Genomic DNA, 21,629 nt, shown 5'->3' with positions numbered 1-21,629 from the left:
TAAAACTCTGCTTTCAATAAAAAAGAACGTCAGCTTGACGTTCTTTTTTAATTTTCGATATTGGCACTCGATGCCACTTTAAGCTTCGCAGCCTTTTCGGCGTAGGTAACAGCCAAATCCCGCTTTCCCTGTCGAAAATAGATCAAGGATGCAAAACGGTAAAAACGGTGTTCATTCTTTCTGAGTGCAATAGCGTGCTTTATCGCTTGCAAAGCATTTGCATACTCTCCTTTTTCATACTCCGCTTTTGCACGGGTATAGTGCCAAAATGGATTTTCCTTTCTGAATTCCTCCGCTACTTTCTCAAGCTCACGCGCTTTCTCGGTATCACCTTGTTCACGATACAGGCGACTTAGATTGCTAATAGCAACTTGATCGTTAATATTTAAGGTTAGCGCTTGTCGGTAGGCTAACTCTGCATCTTGCTGGTGACCAAGTCGACGAAATAAAGTACCTAAATTCCCCCAAATATGCCCGGCTTGCGGGTCTAAATAGAGCGCTCTATGGAAATAGCGCATCGCTTCGTCGTTCTTGCCCTGGTTAAGAAACTCGGCACCACGATTATTGTAATGTTGGGCGGCCGCTTCTTGTTCGCTGAGTCGGTGTTGCGGGTAGTGATACTCGTAATTATCAACACTAAGATCAACGATTTCCTGTCCGTCTTCGCCAAAATCGACGACGACGTTAATGTGCTTATAAAACACCATGCTGTTGTCACTAACCATGTCCCAGCTGGGCGGAATCGTCACTTCATTGTAATAGGCGTTGAGGTTAGCCTCTCGTGCCAAGGCAATGAATAAGGAGCTTAACGACAGGCAGTTACCCTTTCGCGCATAAAAGGTCTCAGTTGCGTTAAATGTAATCCCTGGGTCATATGATAGACCGAGCTGCGAGGGTCGAACCATGGCGTCTAAGAGATAGCTCAAGCGGGCCCGAGGGCTTAAGGCAGCAGGTACATTTTCTTCAACGAAATATCGCATATCGGCGTCGATAGCGAGAATGTTCTCCTCGGGTGAGAAAGCAGATTTTGCGGTGATGGGGTGTATATCATTGTTTAATAAGTTTGCAACTGCATTTGCTGGCGGCGGGTCGATTTGTACCGAGGATTGGCTTTGGCTGCTAGCGCAGCCAGGTGCAAGGCTGCCTACCCCGCTAATGAAAATGGCGAGCGCAATAGCTGAACTAGGGGATTTTATTTTCATAAAATACATCGCATTTGTTTATTATTCCGCGTTACAAGCGTAATTTACCACGGTGGGTCAGTAAATACTGCGAGCTGTTTAGTTTATTAGTCTTCTGCAGGCATTGGTAAGTAGCCGATTCAGCGCCGGGCCTTCAATAAATATACTGTTATTTTTGACCTGATATTTATGGCTACGTATTTTGCGGACGTGCCTATTAAAACCAATTTTCTATGTCGCTGGGGATAAGTCATGCATGAATTACCACTTCACTACTCGGTAACCGTAAGCGGGCATCCGCAGGGATCCTTAAACGTTTTTGCAGATCATTTACCCGCATTGGCGGTTAATGCGCCAAGCCAATTCGGTGGCCCGGGCGATAAATGGTCGCCTGAGGAGTTGCTCATGGCGGCTGCGGCGAATTGTTTTGTTCTGTCATTTCGAACGGTGGCGGAGTTGGCTAAGTTAGACTGGCTATCTATTGAGTGTCACTGCAAGGGTGAGTTAGATAAAGTCGAGCGCAGTATGTTGTTCACTAAGATAACGATTTCCGTGACGTTGCTTGTTGCGGATGCCGCGAGTAGATCAAAAGCGGAAACCCTGCTTCGTAAGGCAGAGAAGATATGTATTGTGAGTAATTCTCTGTCGGCAAAAAAGTGCTTAGAAATTAATGTACTAAGTAAGTAATAGGCTGGGGTAAGTTTTATATGACGGCGCTAGGACGGTATTTGGCAAAGATCAAAAATGGAAAAATAGTGTTGTGGTGCTACTTGATTTGGTATTTGACTACAGTCTACTTTTATTTTGATCCCGCCCCTAAAATTTGGATAAATGCGCTGGGTATCAGCGCAATTATTGGCTTGGGTTTAATGCTCAGTGTTGATGCTAGCGGTAGTCGATGGCAAACGGCTCGTTTGTTTATGATGCCATTTGCTGTGTCCAGTTTTTCTGCGCTCATTAAGGGGCAAGGTTTCCTGTTTGTTTTTTCGCCAGTATTAAACGAGCTGTTAGTGGGCGTTGCGCTCTGTGCGATGTTTGTGGTGTTGGTGCTCTATTTTAGGCATAGGTATCCATAATTCGGTGATTGCCAATGGTTTTCTAATTAAATTCAATTGTCATTGAATAGTGACCTAAGGTTTCTTTAATCTGTGCTTGCGCCAATGTGTCGACAAGACCAGTGTGGATAACCGTGCCGTGCGGTTATTCGTCGTTAATGGTAGTGTCGCGTAGGCCTATACCAGCGTCTTGCAGCTGTTCAGTAATGACGCTGATCATCTCCATTATAATGCTGCTCATATTGCAATCTTCGTAGTGGCCTTGTTATCTAGCAGGCTAATCAAATCTTAGCGTTTGTGAGTGTGACGCTGGCGGCGAATCGCTTAGCTGTTCGTCGTGGCGTGCGGGAGACCCTTTAGAACTTTATTTGAGCTCAGTATTTTGATGATTATGAATTGAATATTAGGGTGTAGGCATGACTTCCAGTGTGGCAATTTCGCCGTGGCTATGATGCAGCTCAAGGCCAAAGCGTCCCGAGTGATCTGCGCTAAAGGCTAGTGTGGCAGGCTCACCGGCGGTGAGTTGTAATTTTAGGTCATAGCCGTGGAGGTGTAATTCGTCTGCATGATCGGTGATGACCTTAATTTCGATCGCGCTGCCTTGCTGAACTTCGATGCGTCGGGGGCCAGAAGCCAGTGCGCCGCCCTCAATAACAAGTTCAAACCTGCGTGCAGATCGTTCCGGCGCTGCGTTTGTCTTTCCCCTATTTACAGTGGGTTCTTGTTGGATTGGTGACTTCGGGGCGGGTTTTAATACGACAAATAGCGCTGTTAACGCGACAGCAGAAATGAGGATAAAAATCAGTGGTCGATAATTCATGCCCATCTCCGTCTTAATGTTTGGCGGCTAGCGCAGCGTTTACTCAACAGTGGTCGGGATAGATTACTGCGCTCGTCAATATTGCCGCGTTTTGCGTGCTAAGCACGCTTGCTAATAAATGATACCAGCCTAGTTCTTTTCCGACATTACTTTAAGGGTGTATTGGCTGGCAAAGCTGTCTTCGACCATGCTGCCGTCGGTTGCTAGTGACATCCGCGCAAGAATCAATGAAATACGCATGCCCGCGTACACGCGATAGTAATGTAGCTTGTCGTACTTATGCCCGCTGAGTGTAGACCATAATTGCGCGCTGGTATCAATGTCGGGGAAGCCCTCAAGTCGCGGTATGCCAATGCCGTGACTGAATACTTCATCCATAAAAATCCACCATGCAATGTCTTGCAATGGATCGCCCATACAGAGCATTTCCCAGTCGAGTAGTGCCGCGATTTCATTTTTGGTGGGGTCAAATATCACATTAGCCATTCGCGAGTCACCCCAACATAGGCGCAGACATTGCTCCTCGGGTTGATGCTGGCGCAGCCATGCCAAGGCTTGTTCGCAGGCCTCGTTGCGCGCGCCTTCCAATCCCCAGTCCATATAATGCTCCCAGTAGCTGAGCTGCTCATCGAGGGATTTCGGGAAGTGATGCTGCTGGATAAATTCGGCCAGCGGCGCTGCCGTTGGATCTTGGGCGTGTAGAGTAGCGATCATACTGATCGCGCTATTCCATAGTGCTTTACGGTCGGCGGGACTTGCGTCTAATAGCCAGCCGTCCATATGGTAGGGAGGCATATCTGGCGGAATGCGGCCGTCGCAGCGCTGCATGATATAAAACGGCGTCCCTAAAATCTCGCCACTCGGCTCCTGTGCGACGAGTTGTGGAAGCTGTAAACCCGATATTTTGCCTAGGGCCTCCATTGCTGCGTACTGCATAGGCAGGTTGTACTCAGGGAACGCGAGCTTGTCACCCTGAGCTTGCAGGCGCGCTACCATGGGCATCGTTTCTTGGTCGTCGAGCACGCAATCGAATAACAGCGTGATGTTCGACATCCCGGTATTTTCGGGGATGACTATCGCCGGAATAATAACGTTGCGCTTGGGGTAAACGGATTCTGTGAGCCAGTCCTGTAAGCTAAGGCGAACTGTGTCGGGGGCGTCGAGGCTTGGGGTGGGGCGCAATTCTTGAGTCATTGGAGTATCTCAGCAGGGACGGTTAGTGCGATCAGCAAAGCGTGCGGTATCGCGGATAACTCGGTAGGCGTCCAGCACCGGCGCGAATTCACTTGGTGTACTGGCATGAATAATGACGCCGTCAGCGCCGGCATTAAACTGATCCTGAAAGCGTTGTGCGCAGACTTTGGGGCTTCCTACTGCGGCAGGTAGCCATGACTCAGGGAGCAGTGTGCGGATGTGTTTAAGCTGGTCGATCGTCGCGACGCTGTCGATTCCACCTGGCATGGCACTGACGACTTCGTCAGCGCGGAAGCGCTCTAACACGGCCAGATCCCAGCCATTGGTATTAACCAGTAGCTCGCCGTAGTGGGGCGCCTGCAGATACGTCGCCATACGTGCGACGATATATTTTAGGTAGGTAGCTTCGTCGGCATCACAGGCGGTGGCCATTACGCTCCATACCTTTACTGAGTAGGGGTCGCGGCCCGCCGCTTCAGCCCCTTCACGAACATGGGCAACGGCTCGTTTGAGTGCGTCGTCAGATAAAAAGGTATGGAGAATAACGCCGTCAAATAGACTTCCGGCAAATTTGAGGCTTTTGGGGCCAAAGCCAACAAACATCAGGGGAATATCTTCGTTCATCCACTTGCTCATGTGCAGATAGGGAAAGTGACCGAGCTTGCCGTTGTGACTAACGCGCTCACCCTGCCATAGCTGACGCATTAATCCAGCAAATTCAGCGAGATGCGCGTTGGTCATTTTCTCCATGCCCATCAAGTCGTAGCGAATGCCTACGCCCCTGGCCACGCCGAGTGCAAAGCGGCCTTGGGTGAGGCGATGCAGCGTCGTCGCCATAGTTGCTGTGAGCATGGGGTGGCGGGAATTGATATTGGTCGCGCCGCTGCCGATAAATAATTTATTGGTCACTGCGCCGGCTGCGCCCGCCAGCGCGGCGACTTCTTTTACGTCAAAACGCTCGGATATCCACGCTGAGCCTAGGCCTAATGCCTCGGCCTGACGAACCTCGCTTAGTATGTCGGCGGGGTTCTCTGTGTGTCCCGGTAGCGTATAAAAGCCGAGCTCGGGGAATTCTGAAAGATGGCTTGCTGTAGTCATGACTATATCCGAGAGTGAGTGCCGGTGTTCTTTTTGGGTTTTTATCCGCTTACCAGTATAATTAGTGAACGGTGATCAGTAATATAAGTGAACGGCGTTCATTATGTCAATATTTGGGAGCTTTAAATGTCAGAAGATGGTTTGAATTTAGGCGCCAAACCCAGAAAGTCGTCTGCCGATGTGGCTGCAGGTCGCCCGGCGCGGCTGTCTAGAGAGCAGGTTCTCGACGCGGCAATGGCGCTATTGCAGCACAGTGGTGGTGAGTCTTTCTCGCTACGCCAACTCGCTAAACGCTTAGATACTGTGCCGGGAAATTTGTACACTTACTTTCCGAGCAAAGAGGCGCTGTTTGAAGTCTTGGCTGAGCAGGCGCTGGCAGCACTGGAACTATCATTAAATACTGACTTGGAATGGGACCAGCAGTTGCGGAGCTGGATGAACTCCCTCCGCGGCGCAGTAAAATCACATCCTGGTCTGCCATTTTTAATCGGACTGGCAGGTACAGCGCCCGCTGCACTGAGTAAAATAGACGCGGTGACTGCGCTGCTGCAGGCGCAGGGCATGCCGATTGGTCCGGCCGTGTTGCACGCACAGGGATTATTGTGGGCGGTGATGGGCTTTGCGGTGTTTGAAATTCATGCAAGTGATGCAAGAGTAGTTCAGCGTTTATCCGCCGCGGACAGTGCGGTCGCTTACCCGCAGATTATGGCGCATCTGGCGCTGCAAGACCTTGAGCCACTTTGGTCGGCCACCGTGGATCGTTCGGTTGAGGGATTAAAAGCATTGCTTGAGCAAGCTGTGTGAATGCTTTTGAGCAATTAATCTTAATATTTATGACCGCTAATGCGGCAATGCATTAGCGGGTGCTTACTGAACTAGTGTAATCGTAGTGCGACGTAAATCTGCGCAAATTGCTAAAAACTAGGAATTTGTATTTAAAAAATAGGGTGGCTGAATCGATGTGAAAGATTCGGCGAAAACGTGAGCGTAATTGCAAATGCAGAGTACGGATTCTAAATCAGTATTTGGCCGATTCTTAAAGTTTTGGCGTGGCGTGCACGGTGTAAGCCAAGAGGCACTGGCGGGGCGTTTAGGCAGTTCACCAAGGCATATTAGTAGATTGGAGAACGGCAGTAGCCGTGCCAGTGAAACCATGGTGCTCGATATTGCGCGGGCCCTGAGTTTGGGCAAGCGCGATTTGAATCATTTGTTAATTGCGGCGGGCTTTGCGCCGAATGAAGAGCCGGTTGATTTTAATGCACCAGAGCTCAAGTGGTTGCGCAAGGCAATGATGATGCACTTGCGAACCCTCGACCCCTATCCCGCATCGGTTGTCGATGGCTCGGCAAATATTCTTATGGTGAATCGAGGTTGGGTAAATTTTTACGGAAGTTTGCTCGATGTGGATGGTTTGGCATCGCTGAGTAATTTTTATGATTTTTTGTTTGCCCAGGCGGTGGTGGAAGATGCCGCCGGCGATTGGGCTGATACCTTGTCGGCTATTTTGATGTCGATCCAGCAATCCGCGCTGCTTACCGGTGACGTCAATGCCGAAAAGGCATTAGCGCGATTGCAGGCCTACCCGAGTGTGCCGACTGATTGGCGGCAGCGCGCGGCGCATACTGAGCCTATGGCAAGTTTCAGGGTGCCTATTAATATCGCGGGAGAAGTGAAGCGCTTTTTTAGTGTTGGCACTATGGCCGGCGCATTGGGGCCAAGTGCGTTCGCCTCTCAGCCCCACCTCAGTATTATTACCCTCTACCCTGAAGACGCAAGCTACGATTTTGCTTCCTTGGGTGGGGCGGAATTGAGTCATCCCCTATTATTTTATTAATAGCGGGTTCGTCATTGCTGAGGGTAAGCAGTGATGCATAACCGTGTTGTTGCTTACCCTCTTGAACAGGGCGGTAATGCGTGATTGGAGGCATGATAATGTCGCGCTCAAGCCCACCAGTGAGGCTTGAGATTAACTGATGCAGAGGATTTAGGTTTGTGGTCCGTCCAGCTATAAAATCGTTTAACTCTACGCTTTCGCTCTGCTTATCTTTTGGCTCTCAGTTAAGGCGAGCGGGCACCAAAACGCAGTCCTTGTGTTTGCTTAGCGCCTGGCACAGATCACCTTTACCCAGCGAATGTTGAGCGGTATTGCGCAAGGGGCGATAAACCATCTCATAAGTACTGCCAAAGGACTGACATTTAGCGGCGCAGTATATTCCTATAAATTACTTTAGTGACTGTTTAGGCGTTTGTTAAGCCACTCGGCTATATCGACGTAAATTTCGTATTTGCATGCTTCGTGAAAAATTTCGTGGTAGAGCTTGGGGTATATCACTATTTTTTTGTCGGTCGATGCAATGGTGTCGTAAAGCATTTGCGAGCCTTTGGGGTGGGCGAGCGCATCCTGTTCGCCGTGCAAAAGTAACATCGGGGTATTGATTGTGTTTGCGCCGGCCATCGCCCGGACGCTACCGGCCAATATTTCGACAATTAAATTTGCAGTGCCCTTGCCACTGAGCACCAATGGATCTTCACGGTATTCAGCGACCACCTGGGGTACGCTGCAAACCAAGCTTGGGTCAACGGCGAAAACCGGCAGGCGGGGAAATACCACTGCTATTGTTTTCAAAATGCGTTTTAGCAGCGGGCCAACGGCCTCATCGGTGGCAATCGCGGCACCAGACAGCACGCAGGCATCAATTAGTTTAGGGTTTTGAATCAGCACATTGGTGGCGATGAGACCACCCATGCTGTGGCCAATCATAAAGCAGGGAAGTTTTGGCGCAGTGGCGCGGACGCGCTGAATAAACTCGACGGTGGTGTCGACAAACATCGAAAAACTATCGATATGACCTTTTTTACCCTCAGACAAACCATGCCCGAGGTGGTCGAGCGCATAGCAGTTATAGCCGCTATTATTCAGGGTTTCTGCCAGCGCCTGATAGCGAGCGCCGTGTTCACCAAGGCCATGCACAATAACAACGTGGGCCTTAGCCTCAGAGACCGACCAACTGCGGGTATGTATGTTTAGCCCCTTGGCGTTGGTAAAACTTTCTACGTGAGCAGGCATCTGAAAATATCTCTTTTTAGGCGTATTGAGTGACGGTGCGGGTACTGTATCTGAGCGTCGATTTTTTTCAATAACTGATCTAGCAAACGGCGGATATGGATTTGGATTCGAATGCGTTCAATATGTGACCGGCTCTTCTGCTCTCCGGCGTTGATCAGGGCTAGGGCCTCGTCATTGCGTAGTGGGGATTAATAGCGTTTCTAGTAGGCGAGTATTCAGCGTAAATCTATTCCATTAGATTGATTCATTGCCCTAGCTGGTTTTGAAACATTATCTTTGCCTTGTGCATCGGGCTAGGCGCAGTGCGAGCGCTGAATATCTTTTAGACTTGGTCGGAATGAGAGGATTCGAACCTCCGACCCCTGCGTCCCGAACGCAGTGCTCTACCAAGCTGAGCTACATTCCGCTTGCTATTGCTGGCATGTGTATAAGCAATTAACTATATCAAAGTGTATTCCCCTCCTCAATTTTGGCTTTGCGATACTGCGCGGTTTGGCGAGCAAAGTGTTGTGGAGAAAGTTTCATGGATGTTCTCTATGAGAACATTGGTTAATTCTCTGTAACAAGCTAGGATGTGGCCCATAAATAATAATTTACTGGGGAGTGTTTTATGCTGCTGCGTCTACAGACTTGGGGGTTGGGGATGTCGGTGTTATCGCCGTTATTGCTTGGCTCTGGCTTCTTGCACGCGGAGTCATCGACGACGCCCCGTGCTAAAGCAGTACTCGAAGAGGTGGTGGTCACGGCCCGCCGACGGGAAGAAAGCCTCCAGGAAACGCCTTTAGCCGTGACGGCTTTAGGTTCAGATTATTTGGACGCGATGGGAGTTAGCTCTATTGCCGATGTTGAAACACTGAGTCCGAGCCTGCAATTTTCCCAAACGAATTTCAAGGCGCCGGCGATTTTTATTCGCGGTATTGGCCAGCGCTCAGGTAACCCAGTGTTGGATCCCGGTGTCGGCATTTATTTAAACGGGGTCTATGTGCCGCGTTCGGACGCGCAGCTCCTTGACGCCGTAGATGTGGCGAATATCCAAGTACTGCGGGGCCCTCAGGGCACGCTGTTTGGTAAAAACAATATTGGCGGTGCGCTGCTGGTAGACTCAAAACGTCCGCATATCGACGCGCTGGAAGTGTCTGGCCGTATTACCGTTGGTAGCTACGGCCGTAAAGACGCCAAGTTGAATGCCAATGTGCCCTGGGCGGGGGATGCAATCAGCACACGTTTTGCTCTCAGTTCCAAACGTAGCGACGGCTATATTGATAATGTGGCGTCCGATCATAATTTGTTCGATGAAGACCGCGTGGCGGTATCTCAGCGTACTATTTGGGACGTTAACGACAGTTTTGAAGTGGATTTTTTTAGCTTCCTTAGCCGCATAGACGAGCGCGGTACACCCTATAACTGTCAATTCCAAAACAGCGGCGCAATCTTGACGCAAGGTGTTTATCGCGGCGACGGCGGTGAAAATTTGCAGGCGGCATGTGATGCTAGCACGGCCTTGGCGGATCAGTTTGCAGTGAATCAAAACGACGACGATGCGGTTTATGCCATCGATAATCAAATGCATGCGTTGACCTTGCGTTTGCCTGTGCGGGGTTTTGATATGGAGAGCATTACGAGCTACGCCTTTCAGAACAATATTCGCATCAGCGGCGATTCCGACGGCACCGCGGTGCGCAGTGTCAGTGTTGGCCCTAATGCCGGCAATATTGTGTTTCAAGGCGGAGGCATGACCGCGCCAGATGCCGAGCGCAATCAATTTACTCAAGAATTAAAGTTTAATGGCAGCTTGCTCGACGATACCGTGAATCTGACCTTTGGTGTGTTTTACGCGCGCGAGGAACTGAGCAACACCCTTGACGGCACCGATGTTGGTGACAACGGCTTGGTTGGGATACCGGGCAGTGCAGCCGTAGATTTGCCGGTGCCGGTACCGCCAGATTTGCTGCTGCCGGTGCAGGCCAATACAGCTTCGTTGGCGGATTACGAAAACGAAACCAAGGCGATTTTTGCCCAGGCGTCGTGGGACGTTTACGACTGGCTACAAATGACCCTGGGTTTGCGTTATACCGAGGAAGATCGCCGCAGCGTGCACACCATGGTGGTGCCGGACTACGACGAGTACGCTAACCGTCTCAATGCTCAGATTGGCAGTAATCTGGCTATTATTAGTCCTGTTGTTCATGTGATGGACGGTATTTACAGTCCAGTGAGTCGCGACCAGTACTTTGCTTATCAGGCCCCGGAAGTACCCCTAGTGTTCTTGCCGTCGATTGCGGGAAGTACTCGTTTCTCGGAGTTTACGCCATTGCTGACGGCGAATATGATTGCGCCGGATGAACTCGTCAGTAGCTTAAACGTAGATAGTTTGATTGCTTACGTGACCATCAGTGACGGTTTCAAATCTGGCGGCCTCGACGTGCGCTCCACCCAAACCGGTTCAAATATTCAGCAATTCGAACCCGAGCAAGTGCGCAATACCGAGATTGGTGTAAAGATTGATGCCTTAGATCAGCGTTTGCGTTTTAACGTGGCGGCGTATCAGCTCGACTATACCGACCTGCAAGTGGCGTTGTATGAGCGGGGCAACACCAATACGGAAGTGGTGCAATTTACCGGCAATGCGGGTAAAGCCGTGGTTGACGGTTTTGAGGTCGAGCTCACTGCGCTGCTGGGTAGCTGGACGATCAATGCCAATGCGGGCTATACCGACGGCGATTTTATTGAATACAATTTAGGTACCAATACTGCTGACGGTTTCGCTATTGTCGATCGCAGCGATGAAGCCTTTCCGCAAGTGCCACAGAATGTCCGAGGAATGGTGGTGCAGTACGATATACAGACTGAGTTCGGTCTATTCGTGCCCAGCCTGCAATATTATTACTCTGACGAGATTTTTATTGGTACGGATTATCTCAGCGGCGACTATGACAGCTCCTTCATAGACCAGTACGAAACCTTTAATGGTCGCCTGATGTGGGAAGCGAGCGAACGCCTAAATGTGAGTGCTTATATTAATAACCTAAAAGACACGCCCTATTTTGTTGGCGGTATTGCGGTGACCAGTGTAATTGGCGTAGCGAATAGAGTGCCGGGTGCACCCCGTCACTTTGGCCTTGAAGTGAGCTACCAGTTCCAGTAAGGGAATACATTATGAAAAAGCTCTTGGGCCTAACACTCTTGGCCTTATTACTATTAAGCGCCGTGGTGTTATGGCGAGGCCTGCAATTTGGGCTTGAACCCGAGCCACTTGAAACCGCGACTAGTCTTGAGTGGGATGAGCATCGAGCCCTTGCAAGCATAAGTGCAGCAATACAGATTCCCACCGTTTCTCGCGGTGCAGATATTCCGGTAGACACCGAGGCCTTTGCCGACTTTCATGCCTTTCTAACTCAGCGCTACCCTCTGGTTTTTAGTCAGCTCGAGGTCGAAGTTTTGGCGGGCCAGTCGCTCTTGCTGCACTGGCAGGGGAGTGGTGAGCAGCTACCGGTGATGTTTTTGGCCCATCAAGATGTGGTGCCGGTCACGGTCGGTAGTGAAAGTGAGTGGACTCATCCACCCTTCGCGGGAGTGGTGGCCGATGGATTTATTTGGGGGCGGGGCGCGCTTGATGATAAAGGGAGCTTAATTAGCTTGCTAGAAGCGGCTGAGCGTCTACTGGCCGAGGGTTTTGTGCCGGAGCGCTCAATATATTTTGGCTTTGGTCACGACGAAGAAGTGGGTGGCCAAGGCGCGAAGGCCATGGCAAAGGTACTGGCAGATCGCCGTGTGCGTCTTGGCTTTTTACTGGACGAAGGCGGCTTTGTGACCAAGGGCTTGATTCCGGGGGTGGACGGTCGGGTGGCGCTGATTGGGCCAGCGGAAAAAGGTTACACCAGTTTGAAAATTAGCGCCCAAGGCTTGGGTGGTCACGCCTCAATGCCACCGCGCCACACAGCTTTAGGTTTGGTGGCGCGGGCAATTAACCGACTAGAGAACCACCCGTTTCCGGCAGACCTCAGTTTTACTCGGGATACCCTCATGGCGCTGGGGTCTGCGGCGCCTTTTGTGCAACGAGTCGTATTTGCCAATTTGTGGCTATTTGGGCCATTGGCGGAAGCAATGTTGTCGGCGATGCCGGCAACCAGCGCCGGTATTCGAACCAGCACCGCCGCAACAATGATGACGGCTGGCGTAAAAGACAATGTCTTGCCTCAGCGTGCCGAGGCAGTGGTTAATTTTCGGATTTTGCCCGGTGACACAGTGGATTCCGTTATCCACTATGTAACAACGGTTATTGACGACCCCGAGGTCACTGTGTCGCTCTACAGTGATTTTTCTAATAATCCGTCGGCAGTGGCGCCGCTTGATGCACCGGGGTTCAAGCTATTAAGCCGCTTAATCCGCGAAGTGCGGCCAGATACCTTGGTTGCCCCTCGGATCGTGGTGGGGGCGACGGATGCTCGTCATTTCGAAGCAATTAGTGACGCCAGCTACCGTTTTCTAGGACTTGAGGTGGGGCCAGAAGAGTTGGCGGGAATGCACGGCACCGATGAGCGCGTGTCCACTGCTAGCTTTATTGATTCGGCGCGCTTGTATTATCTGCTGATACGGCGTTCGGCTGAGCTTTAAGTGGGTGTGTGGCTAGTGCGCGCTAGCGCTTAATTGCGTCAAAATGCCGACTTTTTTACAGATTTTCCAAAGATACGAGAAAAATATCGGGTATTGTCGGGTTGAACTTAATTAGTTTTGTAGTTTTTTAATTGTAAACTGTTGATTCTGTTAATTTCCTGTAATACTTATTTAGAAGCGCTCTCGAGTCATGCTCGACGAGGTGCCTTTTTTTGTATCTCAATGCCATGGTAGCTAGAAATGTCATCTGCCAACAAGCCTGCGACGTATCGGTCTACATTCGCGTTTTCAGCCGGTTTTTTACTGCTGGTCAGCGTATTGAGCTGGCTGTCGATTTTTTTACCTGTTAATCACGCTATTTACGATGGTTTGCTCGCGCTTGGCTCTCCCAATACCGATAAGCCAGTATTAATAGTCAGTATTGCGCCGGATTCTGATTTTCAGGGCGGCGAACAATGGCGGGACTTGCTCGATCCGTTATTTGATCAGGGTGTGAAAGCAGTAGTGCTACTCAGCCAGACTGAGGCTGATGAACAGTGGTTGCAGGACTATAAAGACAAGCCCGAACTTATTGTCGCGTCTCAGCTGCAGGTCAATGAATTGGGCGAATACCGCCCCATGCTGCCAAGTCGCAGCGCCTATATTAGCCCTCCAGTCAAACTCGGTTATGCCTACCGGCAATGGCTGCCCGCCGTTAAAGGTGCGAACGACCTCGTTTATGACGGCTTTCAAAGCCGTTTAACTAGCAATACGCTCACCGAGCCACTGAATATTAATTATTGGGCGACGGGCTTGATCCCCGAAATATCGGTAGACCGCTTGCTGGACTTTGGCTTAATTAAGGAGTTGGTGCAGGGTAAAGTTGTTTTGATTGGGGACGCCCCTGCAGCGGGTACGCCGGGTTATTCGGTACCGATTAAAGAATACGCAGACGGCTTGAGCGAATTGCAGATTCAAGCCTATATCACTCATAGCGTGCTCAGCGACAAAGGCTTGCTCTACCTCCCGGCCATCCAAGCGTTGCTCTTTTCGATCTCCATACTATTTATCTTTGTGGCCTGTTTTCTGTGGGTATTACCACGGCAAACAATCTTCGTTAGCCTGCTGTTTTTTATCGTATTTTTATTGCTTACTTGGCTGGCTGCAGTGCGGTGGCAACTATTGCTGCCGATTACCCAGGTATTGTTGATTCTATTCGGTGTTTTGTTGTATCTCATTAATCAGCGCTATCGCAATGAGCGGCAACTGGTATCTGAACTCGTGGCGGAAGCCCACGCCATGCTTGCTGAGAAAATCGTGCCGCAACCCCTGCTGGTCAGTGACGAGCGCTGGCAGCGAATGATGGTCTTTGTTGGCCAGCAATTGCTTATCAGTCGGTCGGTATTCCTGGAGCTCGATGAGGACAGCAATCGCTTAAAAGTCGCGCAATTCTATAACGCTAGCGCCAACGATATTGAAGAGCGGCGCCGAGATTACGGCCGCTCCCCGTACGTTGACGCACGTAATGCTGGCGTGCCAGTGAAATCAGTTAAACGACTCTTTTTCAAGTTGAATCCCGATGAGGAAGAGTGGATCGTACCGCTGTACTATGCGGGCATCCTGCTGGGCTTTTGGGTGGTAACCGTCACCAGTAAATCTTACGAATCGGTTAGGAATCTTACGGCGATTATGAACGATATCTCGGAGCGCATTTCTGAGCTGCTATTTCATAGTAGCAAGGCCTCGATGCGTGAGCGTCGCAGTGGTCTGCGCCGTCAGCTTTCTACTATCGACCGGGTAAGTCATGTTCGACGTCAAGTTAAGAGCGTATTCAAGTCTGTTTTTGCGCGGATGAATGTCTTGGAAAATATTTCTAAACATTCCAGCACCGCCTCAGGTATGTACAGTTTGTTTGGCAATCTGCTGTACGCCAATTTGCAATTTGAAGACATTGCTCGAGCGCTCAAAATCGATATTTATAAGAATTCCGTTATCGATATTTTGACCCAGGTTAGCGAATTAGACATGGTCACGGCGGGTAGCTATTTGTTTGAAGTGCTCCATCACGAAGAGCGGGTGGAAATCCCCATGGAGCAAAAGGTGAGAGGCCATCAGTACGCCATTCGAATTATGCCCTTGCATATCGACGCGGAACAGTGGCAAGGCGAGGCGGGCAGCGCTAATCGCCCGACTGGCGTTATTTTGGAATTAATTGACATCAGTTCCAGTAAGGAAAGCTCAGAGCTAGAGCAGGATAGACTGCACTATTTCTCCGACAATCTTAGGCTTAAATTACTGAGTATTTGGCGGCGAGATTACGACCTAGAGGGCGCGACCGATGAATCTGACGAGGTGAAATTCGAACGCGATCGCCATAATGAACAAATGGCTAAAACCTTAGAGGCTATTGAAAAGATGAGTAGCGGTTTTGAGTTGAAACGGCGTGAGACCGAACCTCAGAATATTTGTAAGACGGTGCAGCGGGTATTAGAGAAAAACGAAAATAATCTGGCGCGGCGTCAATTAACGTTCAGCCTTAAAAAACCCGTGATAAGCCCACTGGTCTGGGCCAAAGATCAAGATTTGAAGAACGTACTGCAGTCGGCGGTTAATCTATTAAGCGACGATGCACTAATGAATACTGAGATTTCGATAGAAATCAGCGAGTTTTGGGACGGCGACAGTCGGGGTGCTAAGATAAATTTGAGCAATAAAGGCTATGGCATTCCCAGCGAAGAGTTTGAGAAAATTGCTCAAAAGCTAATGGGTGGTGAGATTAGCGCGGAGTCGCATAGTAGTTTAAGACGATTTTTGGAGCGTAAAAGCACTGTCGAGAATTGGGCCAACATCGATATCAATACGGCGCTGGGTAGGGGGTATCAAATACAGATTAGCCTAGAAGGGTTCTCCATCAATAATTTGACTGCGGGCACTCAAAAGTGATCTTGACGCTCTGGTACGTTATTGCGTTGGTTGCCCACCGTGATTGAACTCTTTCCTGAAAATATTATTTCCGAATCCGTCGTCATCACGGTGTGGGTCGGTGTCGCGGTAGTTACCTTTTTTAATTTGCGCTTCGGTACAACGATGTCGGGGTTGGTCATTCCCGGCTATATTGTGCCGCTGATTATTGTTAAGCCCAGTATTGCGGTCGCCATTATGATCGAGGGCGTAGCAACGTATGTGTTGGTGCGCTTACTCGCGGACAAGGGCCCGCGCTGGCTAGGTTTGAATGAAATGTTTGGCCGAGACCGGTTCTTTGTGCTGGTGCTCGGTAGTATTTTTGTACGGATACTATTCGATACCCTGATATTGCCCGAATTTGCCTTTCAGCTTGAAGCCATCGGCTTGCGCTATGATTTGCGGGACAACCTCCATAGCTTTGGTTTGATCATCGTTGCGCTTATTGCGAACCAGATGTGGAATGGTGGCGCGCGTCTGGGTCTCGCCTCGCTGTCAGTTTATTTGCTGATCACCTGGTTTATTGTGCGCTATGTACTTATGGAGTTTACCAACTTCAATTTAAGTACCTTGGGCTATATGTACGAGGATATTGCTAGCTCAATTTTTGCCGCCCCCAAAGCATATATTATTCTATTGACCACTGCGTTTATCGCCTCGCGAATGAACCTGCGTTACGGTTGGGATTTTAACGGCATACTATTGCCCAGCTTGCTGGCATTGCAGTGGTTTACACCGCTTAAACTTCTCGCGACATTTGCTGAAACCTTGATGATTCTTGGTTTGGCGCACCTTGTACTGCAAATTCCATTTATCAAAAATCGAAATATTGAAGGTGCGCGCCAAATACTGGTGTTTTTCACCATCGCCCTCGCTTATAAATGGCTATTAGGCTTTGTTGTACAAATTTACTATCCGGCCGCTAAAATATCGGACTACTACGCTTTTGGTTATTTATTGTCCAGTTTGTTGGCGGTTAAAATGTACCAGACTGGCAAAGTTGTGCTTGTTAGCCGCGCCACATTGCAGGTCTCGTTTCTTGGTGTCGCGGTGGCAACGGCGATTGGCTATGGCTTGAATCAATTGCCGAGTAGCAATCGATTTATCTCTGTTGATGTTGAGCCGCAGGCGATCCAGACCAGTAGTGAAAGCTTGCAAAGCTATTTGGCGATTGCTCGTGCCGAGTTGTTTAGCTCGGAAAGCTCGCAATTGGTTCACTCGCCATTGCTGTTAGAGCTTGAGCGTTTTCGTGAAAGCTTTGAAATGCTGAATGGTTATTTGCAGGGTAGCGAGCAACACAGTTTAGAAAAAATAGCGGCGAATTTTAATATTTTGTCCTACCGTCTTGAGGTGCTAGACGAGGGTTATCTTGCGCTGCGGGATATGGAGCCGGAGCGTGGCTGGGGCCTGTATGTGTTCAGAGCAAATAGCGCATCACCACTGGTTTTTGAGGTACCCGCGGCGCTCGATGAAGTGCAGGCAGCAGACGCTGCGTCGGTACTCTTCGATAAAATGCATAGCCGGGCAATCGCCTTTGCAGGAACTCGACGCAAAAAGGCCCTCGACGGTGGCGGCGACGTTTTGCGCAATGCCAATACGGTTTTTCAGGTTTTTCATCAAGTGTTTGGTCGCCAGCAAGTGGTTCAAATTCGAGGCTACGATATTGAGTCGGCCCGGAAGTTTGGTGGTGTCCAGGTTAAACGCGGGTGGTTGGGGCGGCATGGCGACCAGCCTTCGCTGTGGATTGCTGGACAACTCCCCAAGGATTTAAATTTGCGGATGCTCAAATTATTGTCAAATGATTTGATTCTGCACTGGCAGTCTAGTGGCTTAGAAAACAGACAGCGCGAAACGGCGACACTGCAGTTTGCCGAACTGTTTCTCGACCACGGCTCAGCACTGGCCGCTTATAAATTACTGGGCTTTGATGACAGCTTGGAGGTTATTAATGCCACCAAACGAATCGATGGCTATTTGCAAGAATCGCTTTACGAAAATAAGGGCATGATCGCTAAGCGCGGCACTGATGAGTATAAAAAACCTGAGCTACATGAATTATTGTTTTTTGACCAAGCGGTGCTTACGCCAATATATGGTCTGTTGAACGGTGTTCGCAATGACGGTTGGGATAAAGATGCAGATGCCATCGTTGCTAGGGTGTCGACCTTAGCGGAACACTTCGGCTATCAGCTCATTCGCTACCATCATTTAAGCAGTGACGAAAACTACCTTATTTTAAGCGAGCGAGGAGAACCTTATCGCCATTGGGGCACGTATGTATTTCGCGTAGGCGGCGGTAATAATTACTTGCTTGAAATTTCACGCCCTATTTATGAAGCGAACACCTTTGAGTATGGCATCAGTTTATTTGAACAATTGCGGGCCCGCACCTTGCTGATAGCGGGAACTCATCCCGCTGCTAATAGCGACGGTAGCGCCGATATAAGTCTGCGTGAGCACAAGGAGAGCTTGTTCAATTTAGTCCATACGGTCTCACTCAGAGAGTCGCCTGACCCAGCACACGTCGTACAAATTAGAGCCTTTAGTCCTGGGAAACGCGAATTCCCAACGGATGCCGATGTATTGGTGGCGCATTTGGGCGCCAGTCACGGTTATGGCGCGACGCCGCTGGAGCAAGGTTTGCTGACGCAATTGCGGCAAAGTGGTCTGCGTTTTGCCGAAGTGAAAGGTGAGCGAGCGACATTGGGATTTGAAGCCTCATGGAATGCGCAGTCGAGTTATATGCCGATGTTGGCGGACGCCACCTTTGACACAGTCTGGCTTGCGCCGCAGGTTCGGCGGCAATTTCGCAATACCCGGGACAATTATCAATTACAGTGGAAGTTTACCGCAGCGGGTATTGATGCCATTGAACTTGGCCTCGCCGACTGGCTGAGAACGACGCCTATGGCCCAGGCCGATGACTTATCGCCAAGACTCCTTGCTTGGGTAAACGATTTTGTCGAGACGGAAAATATTAATAATTTATTTAATATAGGAGACCAACTCGGTACTCACCGGGTTCAACGTTTGGTGGACCGCAATACTGGGCAATCGTATTTACTGCTATTGAACCAAGCTGGTGAACCTATTTTACTTGCAAATTTGGCTCCACTCGGTGACTCGGTATGGTACGTGCCAGCGACGACGTCGCTAAGTCAAAGTCGCGCTCAGGAGTTTATTGATCTGCGAGTGCAATTACTCCAAGCGGGGCCAGGCTAATGCGTAATCTTGAGCGATATCTACTCGTGCTCATATTACTTATCGTCACCATTTTTGTGGCACGCAGCTGTGGTCCAACATTGCAGCGCTTGACGGGGTATCAAACTGGACTGCAAGTTGAGTTGGACTCCAGTACCGTATATTTGCTTAATCGGCAGACGTGGACCGAATACGACCTAGGTAGTGCGGTTAATGAATTGCGTTTTATTGCTCATGCCATACTCGCACCGGAGAAGCTGCTTCCCGATTTGGCGTTTCGCTATAATATTCGTTATCAGCTACTTGATGATGCCGGTGAAATAGTCGCTGACAAAATATATCACCTGGTTAGTAAGGCGGCCCCTTATATTCAAGATGAACATAGTGAGCTGGAATACAGTCGCTTCTATGCTCGCAGTGAATTACGCCCGTCACTTGATCAGATTTTTTACCTAAGACTGGCCGATTATCCTAGTGCCAGAACGCTGCGAGTGCAGGCCGCCCCCTCGCCTGATGACGTTGAATTTATTGGCCTTCGTCTTGCTGTCCTCGAGTTAATTGACCCGGTAGATGCGGTGCAAACCTGGCGCCGGATGTTGCGTGAACAGCGGGATTTTATGTTGCGAAATCATATTTTCCCGCCCCACAGTGTATCGACGCCCGAAATCAGCAATTTATTGCAGCGCGAGTGGAAGCCCATTGGCCCGGCGGGGCTCGCGGGTAAAGACTATCAAGTTGACACCCTGTATATGGCAAAGCTCGAGGCCTTGGACCTCGACCAAGATGGCGACGTACTCGCCAGCCCCGGTGCCTATGCTGATCCTGAACATTGGGCGAGCGTGGTAATTGAGCCCGAGAACCAGGGGCCGTGGCAATTGCAGTTTTACCCTGAAGCGGATGGCGATAATACGGTACGTCTACGCTGGCAGTCGGCCTTGAGTCGTGAAATTAAGGTATGGCAGGTTCAGGGTAATGAATGGGTCGGAGATTTAGGCGCTGGCTTGTTAGAAATTGTGCCTTCGCAGGCAATGACGTTTGAAGCGGAGTTTCTCCCGACGGCTTACAAGCCCGAACGAAATTACGTAAGTAGCTACTTGGTGGAGCCTGGTAAGGATTTGCGTTTTCAGTTTCGAATGCAAAATGGTGGCCGCCGCCAAGTATTGCGCTTGGACTATCGGATGTTGGCTGCGCAGCCTGTAGGGCGGCTAAGCGTAGAGGTCAGCTTATACACCGCTGATGGCAAGCAAATAACCCGTCGCTCACAGCAGCTCGATTTTGTGCCCGATCGCTACACCCAGTTGAGCTCAGGCCCATCCGAGTCGCTCATCAGTGAGGTTAGTGCTCATTATATTCAGCTACCAGCTGAAGCCGCCTATGTGATTGTCGCGGCGTCTGAGCCCCTGCTAGTGAGTGGGTATTCGCGTCCCGAAGATTTGCCGTTAGCGCGCAATTTACCTCAGGATCGCAAATATTGGTTCGAGCGTGAGCAGCGCATGCCGCAGTGGTTTACCCTTTATCCAAATAATGAAGCGGCGTTATTGGCCGATGGTCGAGTACAGGCATTGATATGGCATTTCCCAATTTTGGAAGTCGATGAATTTATTGCCAAGGATAATTTTCAGCGCATTGAGTTTTCCCCTCAGTCAATAACGCGCAACAGTGCAATGGGCGACGCTATTTATCCGCGTCCTTTGTTGTTTCTCGACCCCCAGGCTGATTTGCCGCGCCGCGAAGCTAGTATGAGCCGGTACTGCCCTTTGTCGCCGAGTGGGGATGTTTTTACGCTGGCCGGTGCCTACCTTGAAAATATAATGGCGCCTCAGTTGGCGTATTCCGGTCAGCGAGACAGCCAAGCAGTGATGCTTTATCTTGACGGTGAGTCTCATGGTCCGCGTTATCTCGGCAAAAGTGGTGTGCTTAGTTTGGGCGCTATGGCTCTGGGCGAGCATCACTTATCGCTGTCTCGCTACCGCGATGGTGCTGAGGTGAATGGGCAGTGGTGGCTAAATGCGCAGGCCAAGAACTCCGCCTGTGACTATGCTTGGCGAGAAGTTTTTCCCTTGGCTCAGGGCCTTAGATATCAAATAGCGGCAGCTCACTTTAACGACAATCTTGCCATACAGTTTTACAGTGAACACCGTGGGGATGTCAGTTTACGGCTGCGGGTACGCGGCGAGAAAGTGGCTGGCGTGGCAAACGCGTATACTCTTCGCGATACCCTCTATCATATTAAGGGCGCCGCCCTGCCACCGGCCTATTTGCTCGATGGCAGTGGCCGAAAGGTTTATGGCCCAGAGCGATTAAACTTTAATTTGGGGGATGATTTGGCTGGAGAAACCGTAAGCCTAGAGCTGACTTCTTCGGTACCCGGCGGCTTTATTGCCGTTGCGCAGTTAATACCGAGCGAGCGCGAGCGCAGCAAGGTCATTAGCAACTTGTATGAACAGGAGCAGGAGTGA

General features: G+C 50.0%; 14 protein-coding genes and 1 tRNA gene. 9 read left to right on the top strand and 6 right to left on the bottom strand.

Going from position 1 to position 21,629, the window contains the following annotated elements; translation table 11 throughout:
- Positions 1-47 precede the first annotated feature (47 nt).
- Complete coding sequence (locus HNQ57_RS16945; protein ID WP_184465003.1) at positions 48-1,202, bottom strand: tetratricopeptide repeat protein; 1,155 nt, start codon at positions 1,200-1,202, stop codon at positions 48-50.
- Between the two features lie 231 nt (positions 1,203-1,433).
- Here HNQ57_RS16945 and HNQ57_RS16940 point away from each other — a divergent pair, with 231 nt between their 5' ends.
- Together HNQ57_RS16940 and HNQ57_RS16935 are read left to right on the top strand one after the other, a co-directional pair.
- Positions 1,434-1,868 (top strand): OsmC family protein, encoded by a 435-nt coding sequence (locus HNQ57_RS16940; RefSeq protein ID WP_184465001.1) that lies wholly within the window; start codon positions 1,434-1,436, stop codon positions 1,866-1,868.
- Positions 1,869-1,909: 41 nt separating this feature from the next.
- Positions 1,910-2,257, top strand: a complete 348-nt coding sequence (locus HNQ57_RS16935; RefSeq protein ID WP_226968215.1) for a hypothetical protein — start codon at positions 1,910-1,912, stop codon at positions 2,255-2,257.
- 382 nt (positions 2,258-2,639) lie between these two features.
- Here the strand turns inward: HNQ57_RS16935 and HNQ57_RS16930 are convergent, their stop codons facing one another.
- The 3 genes from HNQ57_RS16930 to HNQ57_RS16920 form a co-directional block, all read right to left on the bottom strand.
- A complete protein-coding gene (locus HNQ57_RS16930) occupies positions 2,640-3,056 on the bottom strand; it encodes a cupredoxin domain-containing protein (protein ID WP_184464997.1) in 417 nt (138 codons plus the stop codon).
- A gap of 129 nt (positions 3,057-3,185) precedes the next feature.
- Positions 3,186-4,250, bottom strand: coding sequence for a phosphotransferase family protein (locus HNQ57_RS16925; RefSeq protein ID WP_184464995.1), 1,065 nt, complete (start codon positions 4,248-4,250; stop codon positions 3,186-3,188).
- Between the two features lie 9 nt (positions 4,251-4,259).
- Positions 4,260-5,348 carry a TIGR03857 family LLM class F420-dependent oxidoreductase gene (locus HNQ57_RS16920; protein ID WP_184464993.1) on the bottom strand — a complete coding sequence of 363 codons (1,089 nt, stop codon included), beginning with the start codon at positions 5,346-5,348 and terminating at the stop codon, positions 4,260-4,262.
- A gap of 126 nt (positions 5,349-5,474) precedes the next feature.
- Here HNQ57_RS16920 and HNQ57_RS16915 point away from each other — a divergent pair, with 126 nt between their 5' ends.
- Together HNQ57_RS16915 and HNQ57_RS16910 are read left to right on the top strand one after the other, a co-directional pair.
- Complete coding sequence (locus tag HNQ57_RS16915) at positions 5,475-6,152, top strand: TetR/AcrR family transcriptional regulator (protein WP_184464991.1); 678 nt, start codon at positions 5,475-5,477, stop codon at positions 6,150-6,152.
- Between the two features lie 193 nt (positions 6,153-6,345).
- Entirely contained in the window at positions 6,346-7,182 is an 837-nt protein-coding gene (locus HNQ57_RS16910) for a helix-turn-helix domain-containing protein (protein WP_184464989.1), read from the top strand.
- 393 nt (positions 7,183-7,575) lie between these two features.
- On the opposite strand, the gene HNQ57_RS16905 is transcribed toward HNQ57_RS16910, so the two are convergent.
- Together HNQ57_RS16905 and HNQ57_RS16900 are read right to left on the bottom strand one after the other, a co-directional pair.
- Positions 7,576-8,415 (bottom strand): alpha/beta hydrolase, encoded by an 840-nt coding sequence (locus HNQ57_RS16905; protein WP_184464987.1) that lies wholly within the window; start codon positions 8,413-8,415, stop codon positions 7,576-7,578.
- A 329-nt stretch (positions 8,416-8,744) separates the two neighbouring features.
- Positions 8,745-8,821: transfer RNA gene (locus HNQ57_RS16900), tRNA-Pro, on the bottom strand.
- Between the two features lie 204 nt (positions 8,822-9,025).
- Between HNQ57_RS16900 and HNQ57_RS16895 the strand changes: the two genes are divergently transcribed.
- The 5 genes from HNQ57_RS16895 to HNQ57_RS16875 all read left to right on the top strand — a co-directional run bounded on the left by HNQ57_RS16895 (position 9,026) and on the right by HNQ57_RS16875 (position 21,629).
- On the top strand, positions 9,026-11,560 hold the full coding sequence (locus HNQ57_RS16895) for a TonB-dependent receptor (protein ID WP_184464985.1): 2,535 nt from the start codon (positions 9,026-9,028) through the stop codon (positions 11,558-11,560).
- Positions 11,561-11,571: 11 nt separating this feature from the next.
- A complete protein-coding gene (locus HNQ57_RS16890; protein WP_184464983.1) occupies positions 11,572-13,029 on the top strand; it encodes a M20 family peptidase in 1,458 nt (485 codons plus the stop codon).
- 240 nt (positions 13,030-13,269) lie between these two features.
- Entirely contained in the window at positions 13,270-15,951 is a 2,682-nt protein-coding gene (locus HNQ57_RS16885; RefSeq protein WP_184464981.1) for a CHASE2 domain-containing protein, read from the top strand.
- A gap of 39 nt (positions 15,952-15,990) precedes the next feature.
- The gene (locus HNQ57_RS16880) at positions 15,991-19,191 is read left to right on the top strand and encodes a poly-gamma-glutamate biosynthesis protein PgsC/CapC (protein ID WP_184464980.1); all 3,201 of its coding nucleotides are present in this window, start codon (positions 15,991-15,993) and stop codon (positions 19,189-19,191) included.
- Positions 19,191-21,629, top strand: a complete 2,439-nt coding sequence (locus HNQ57_RS16875) for a hypothetical protein (protein ID WP_184464978.1) — start codon at positions 19,191-19,193, stop codon at positions 21,627-21,629. The genes HNQ57_RS16880 and HNQ57_RS16875 overlap by 1 nt, the downstream gene beginning before the upstream one ends.

This window comes from Zhongshania antarctica, assembly GCF_014202945.1.
Classification (GTDB): domain Bacteria; phylum Pseudomonadota; class Gammaproteobacteria; order Pseudomonadales; family Spongiibacteraceae; genus Spongiibacter; species Spongiibacter antarcticus.
This window is presented reverse-complemented; position numbering and strand designations above follow the sequence as displayed.

Excerpts from the sequence above, each read along its gene's own strand:
- HNQ57_RS16920 (WP_184464993.1), bottom strand. The coding sequence starts at position 5,348 with ATGACTACAGCAAGCCATCTTTCAGAATTCCCCGAGCTCGGCTTTTAT.
- HNQ57_RS16890 (WP_184464983.1), top strand. The coding sequence starts at position 11,572 with ATGAAAAAGCTCTTGGGCCTAACACTCTTGGCCTTATTACTATTAAGC.
- HNQ57_RS16930 (WP_184464997.1), bottom strand. The coding sequence starts at position 3,056 with ATGAATTATCGACCACTGATTTTTATCCTCATTTCTGCTGTCGCGTTA.
- HNQ57_RS16895 (WP_184464985.1), top strand. The coding sequence starts at position 9,026 with ATGCTGCTGCGTCTACAGACTTGGGGGTTGGGGATGTCGGTGTTATCG.
- HNQ57_RS16940 (WP_184465001.1), top strand. The coding sequence starts at position 1,434 with ATGCATGAATTACCACTTCACTACTCGGTAACCGTAAGCGGGCATCCG.
- HNQ57_RS16915 (WP_184464991.1), top strand. The coding sequence starts at position 5,475 with ATGTCAGAAGATGGTTTGAATTTAGGCGCCAAACCCAGAAAGTCGTCT.
- HNQ57_RS16910 (WP_184464989.1), top strand. The coding sequence starts at position 6,346 with ATGCAGAGTACGGATTCTAAATCAGTATTTGGCCGATTCTTAAAGTTT.
- HNQ57_RS16925 (WP_184464995.1), bottom strand. The coding sequence starts at position 4,250 with ATGACTCAAGAATTGCGCCCCACCCCAAGCCTCGACGCCCCCGACACA.
- HNQ57_RS16885 (WP_184464981.1), top strand. The coding sequence starts at position 13,270 with ATGTCATCTGCCAACAAGCCTGCGACGTATCGGTCTACATTCGCGTTT.
- HNQ57_RS16945 (WP_184465003.1), bottom strand. The coding sequence starts at position 1,202 with ATGAAAATAAAATCCCCTAGTTCAGCTATTGCGCTCGCCATTTTCATT.
- HNQ57_RS16875 (WP_184464978.1), top strand. The coding sequence starts at position 19,191 with ATGCGTAATCTTGAGCGATATCTACTCGTGCTCATATTACTTATCGTC.
- HNQ57_RS16905 (WP_184464987.1), bottom strand. The coding sequence starts at position 8,415 with ATGCCTGCTCACGTAGAAAGTTTTACCAACGCCAAGGGGCTAAACATA.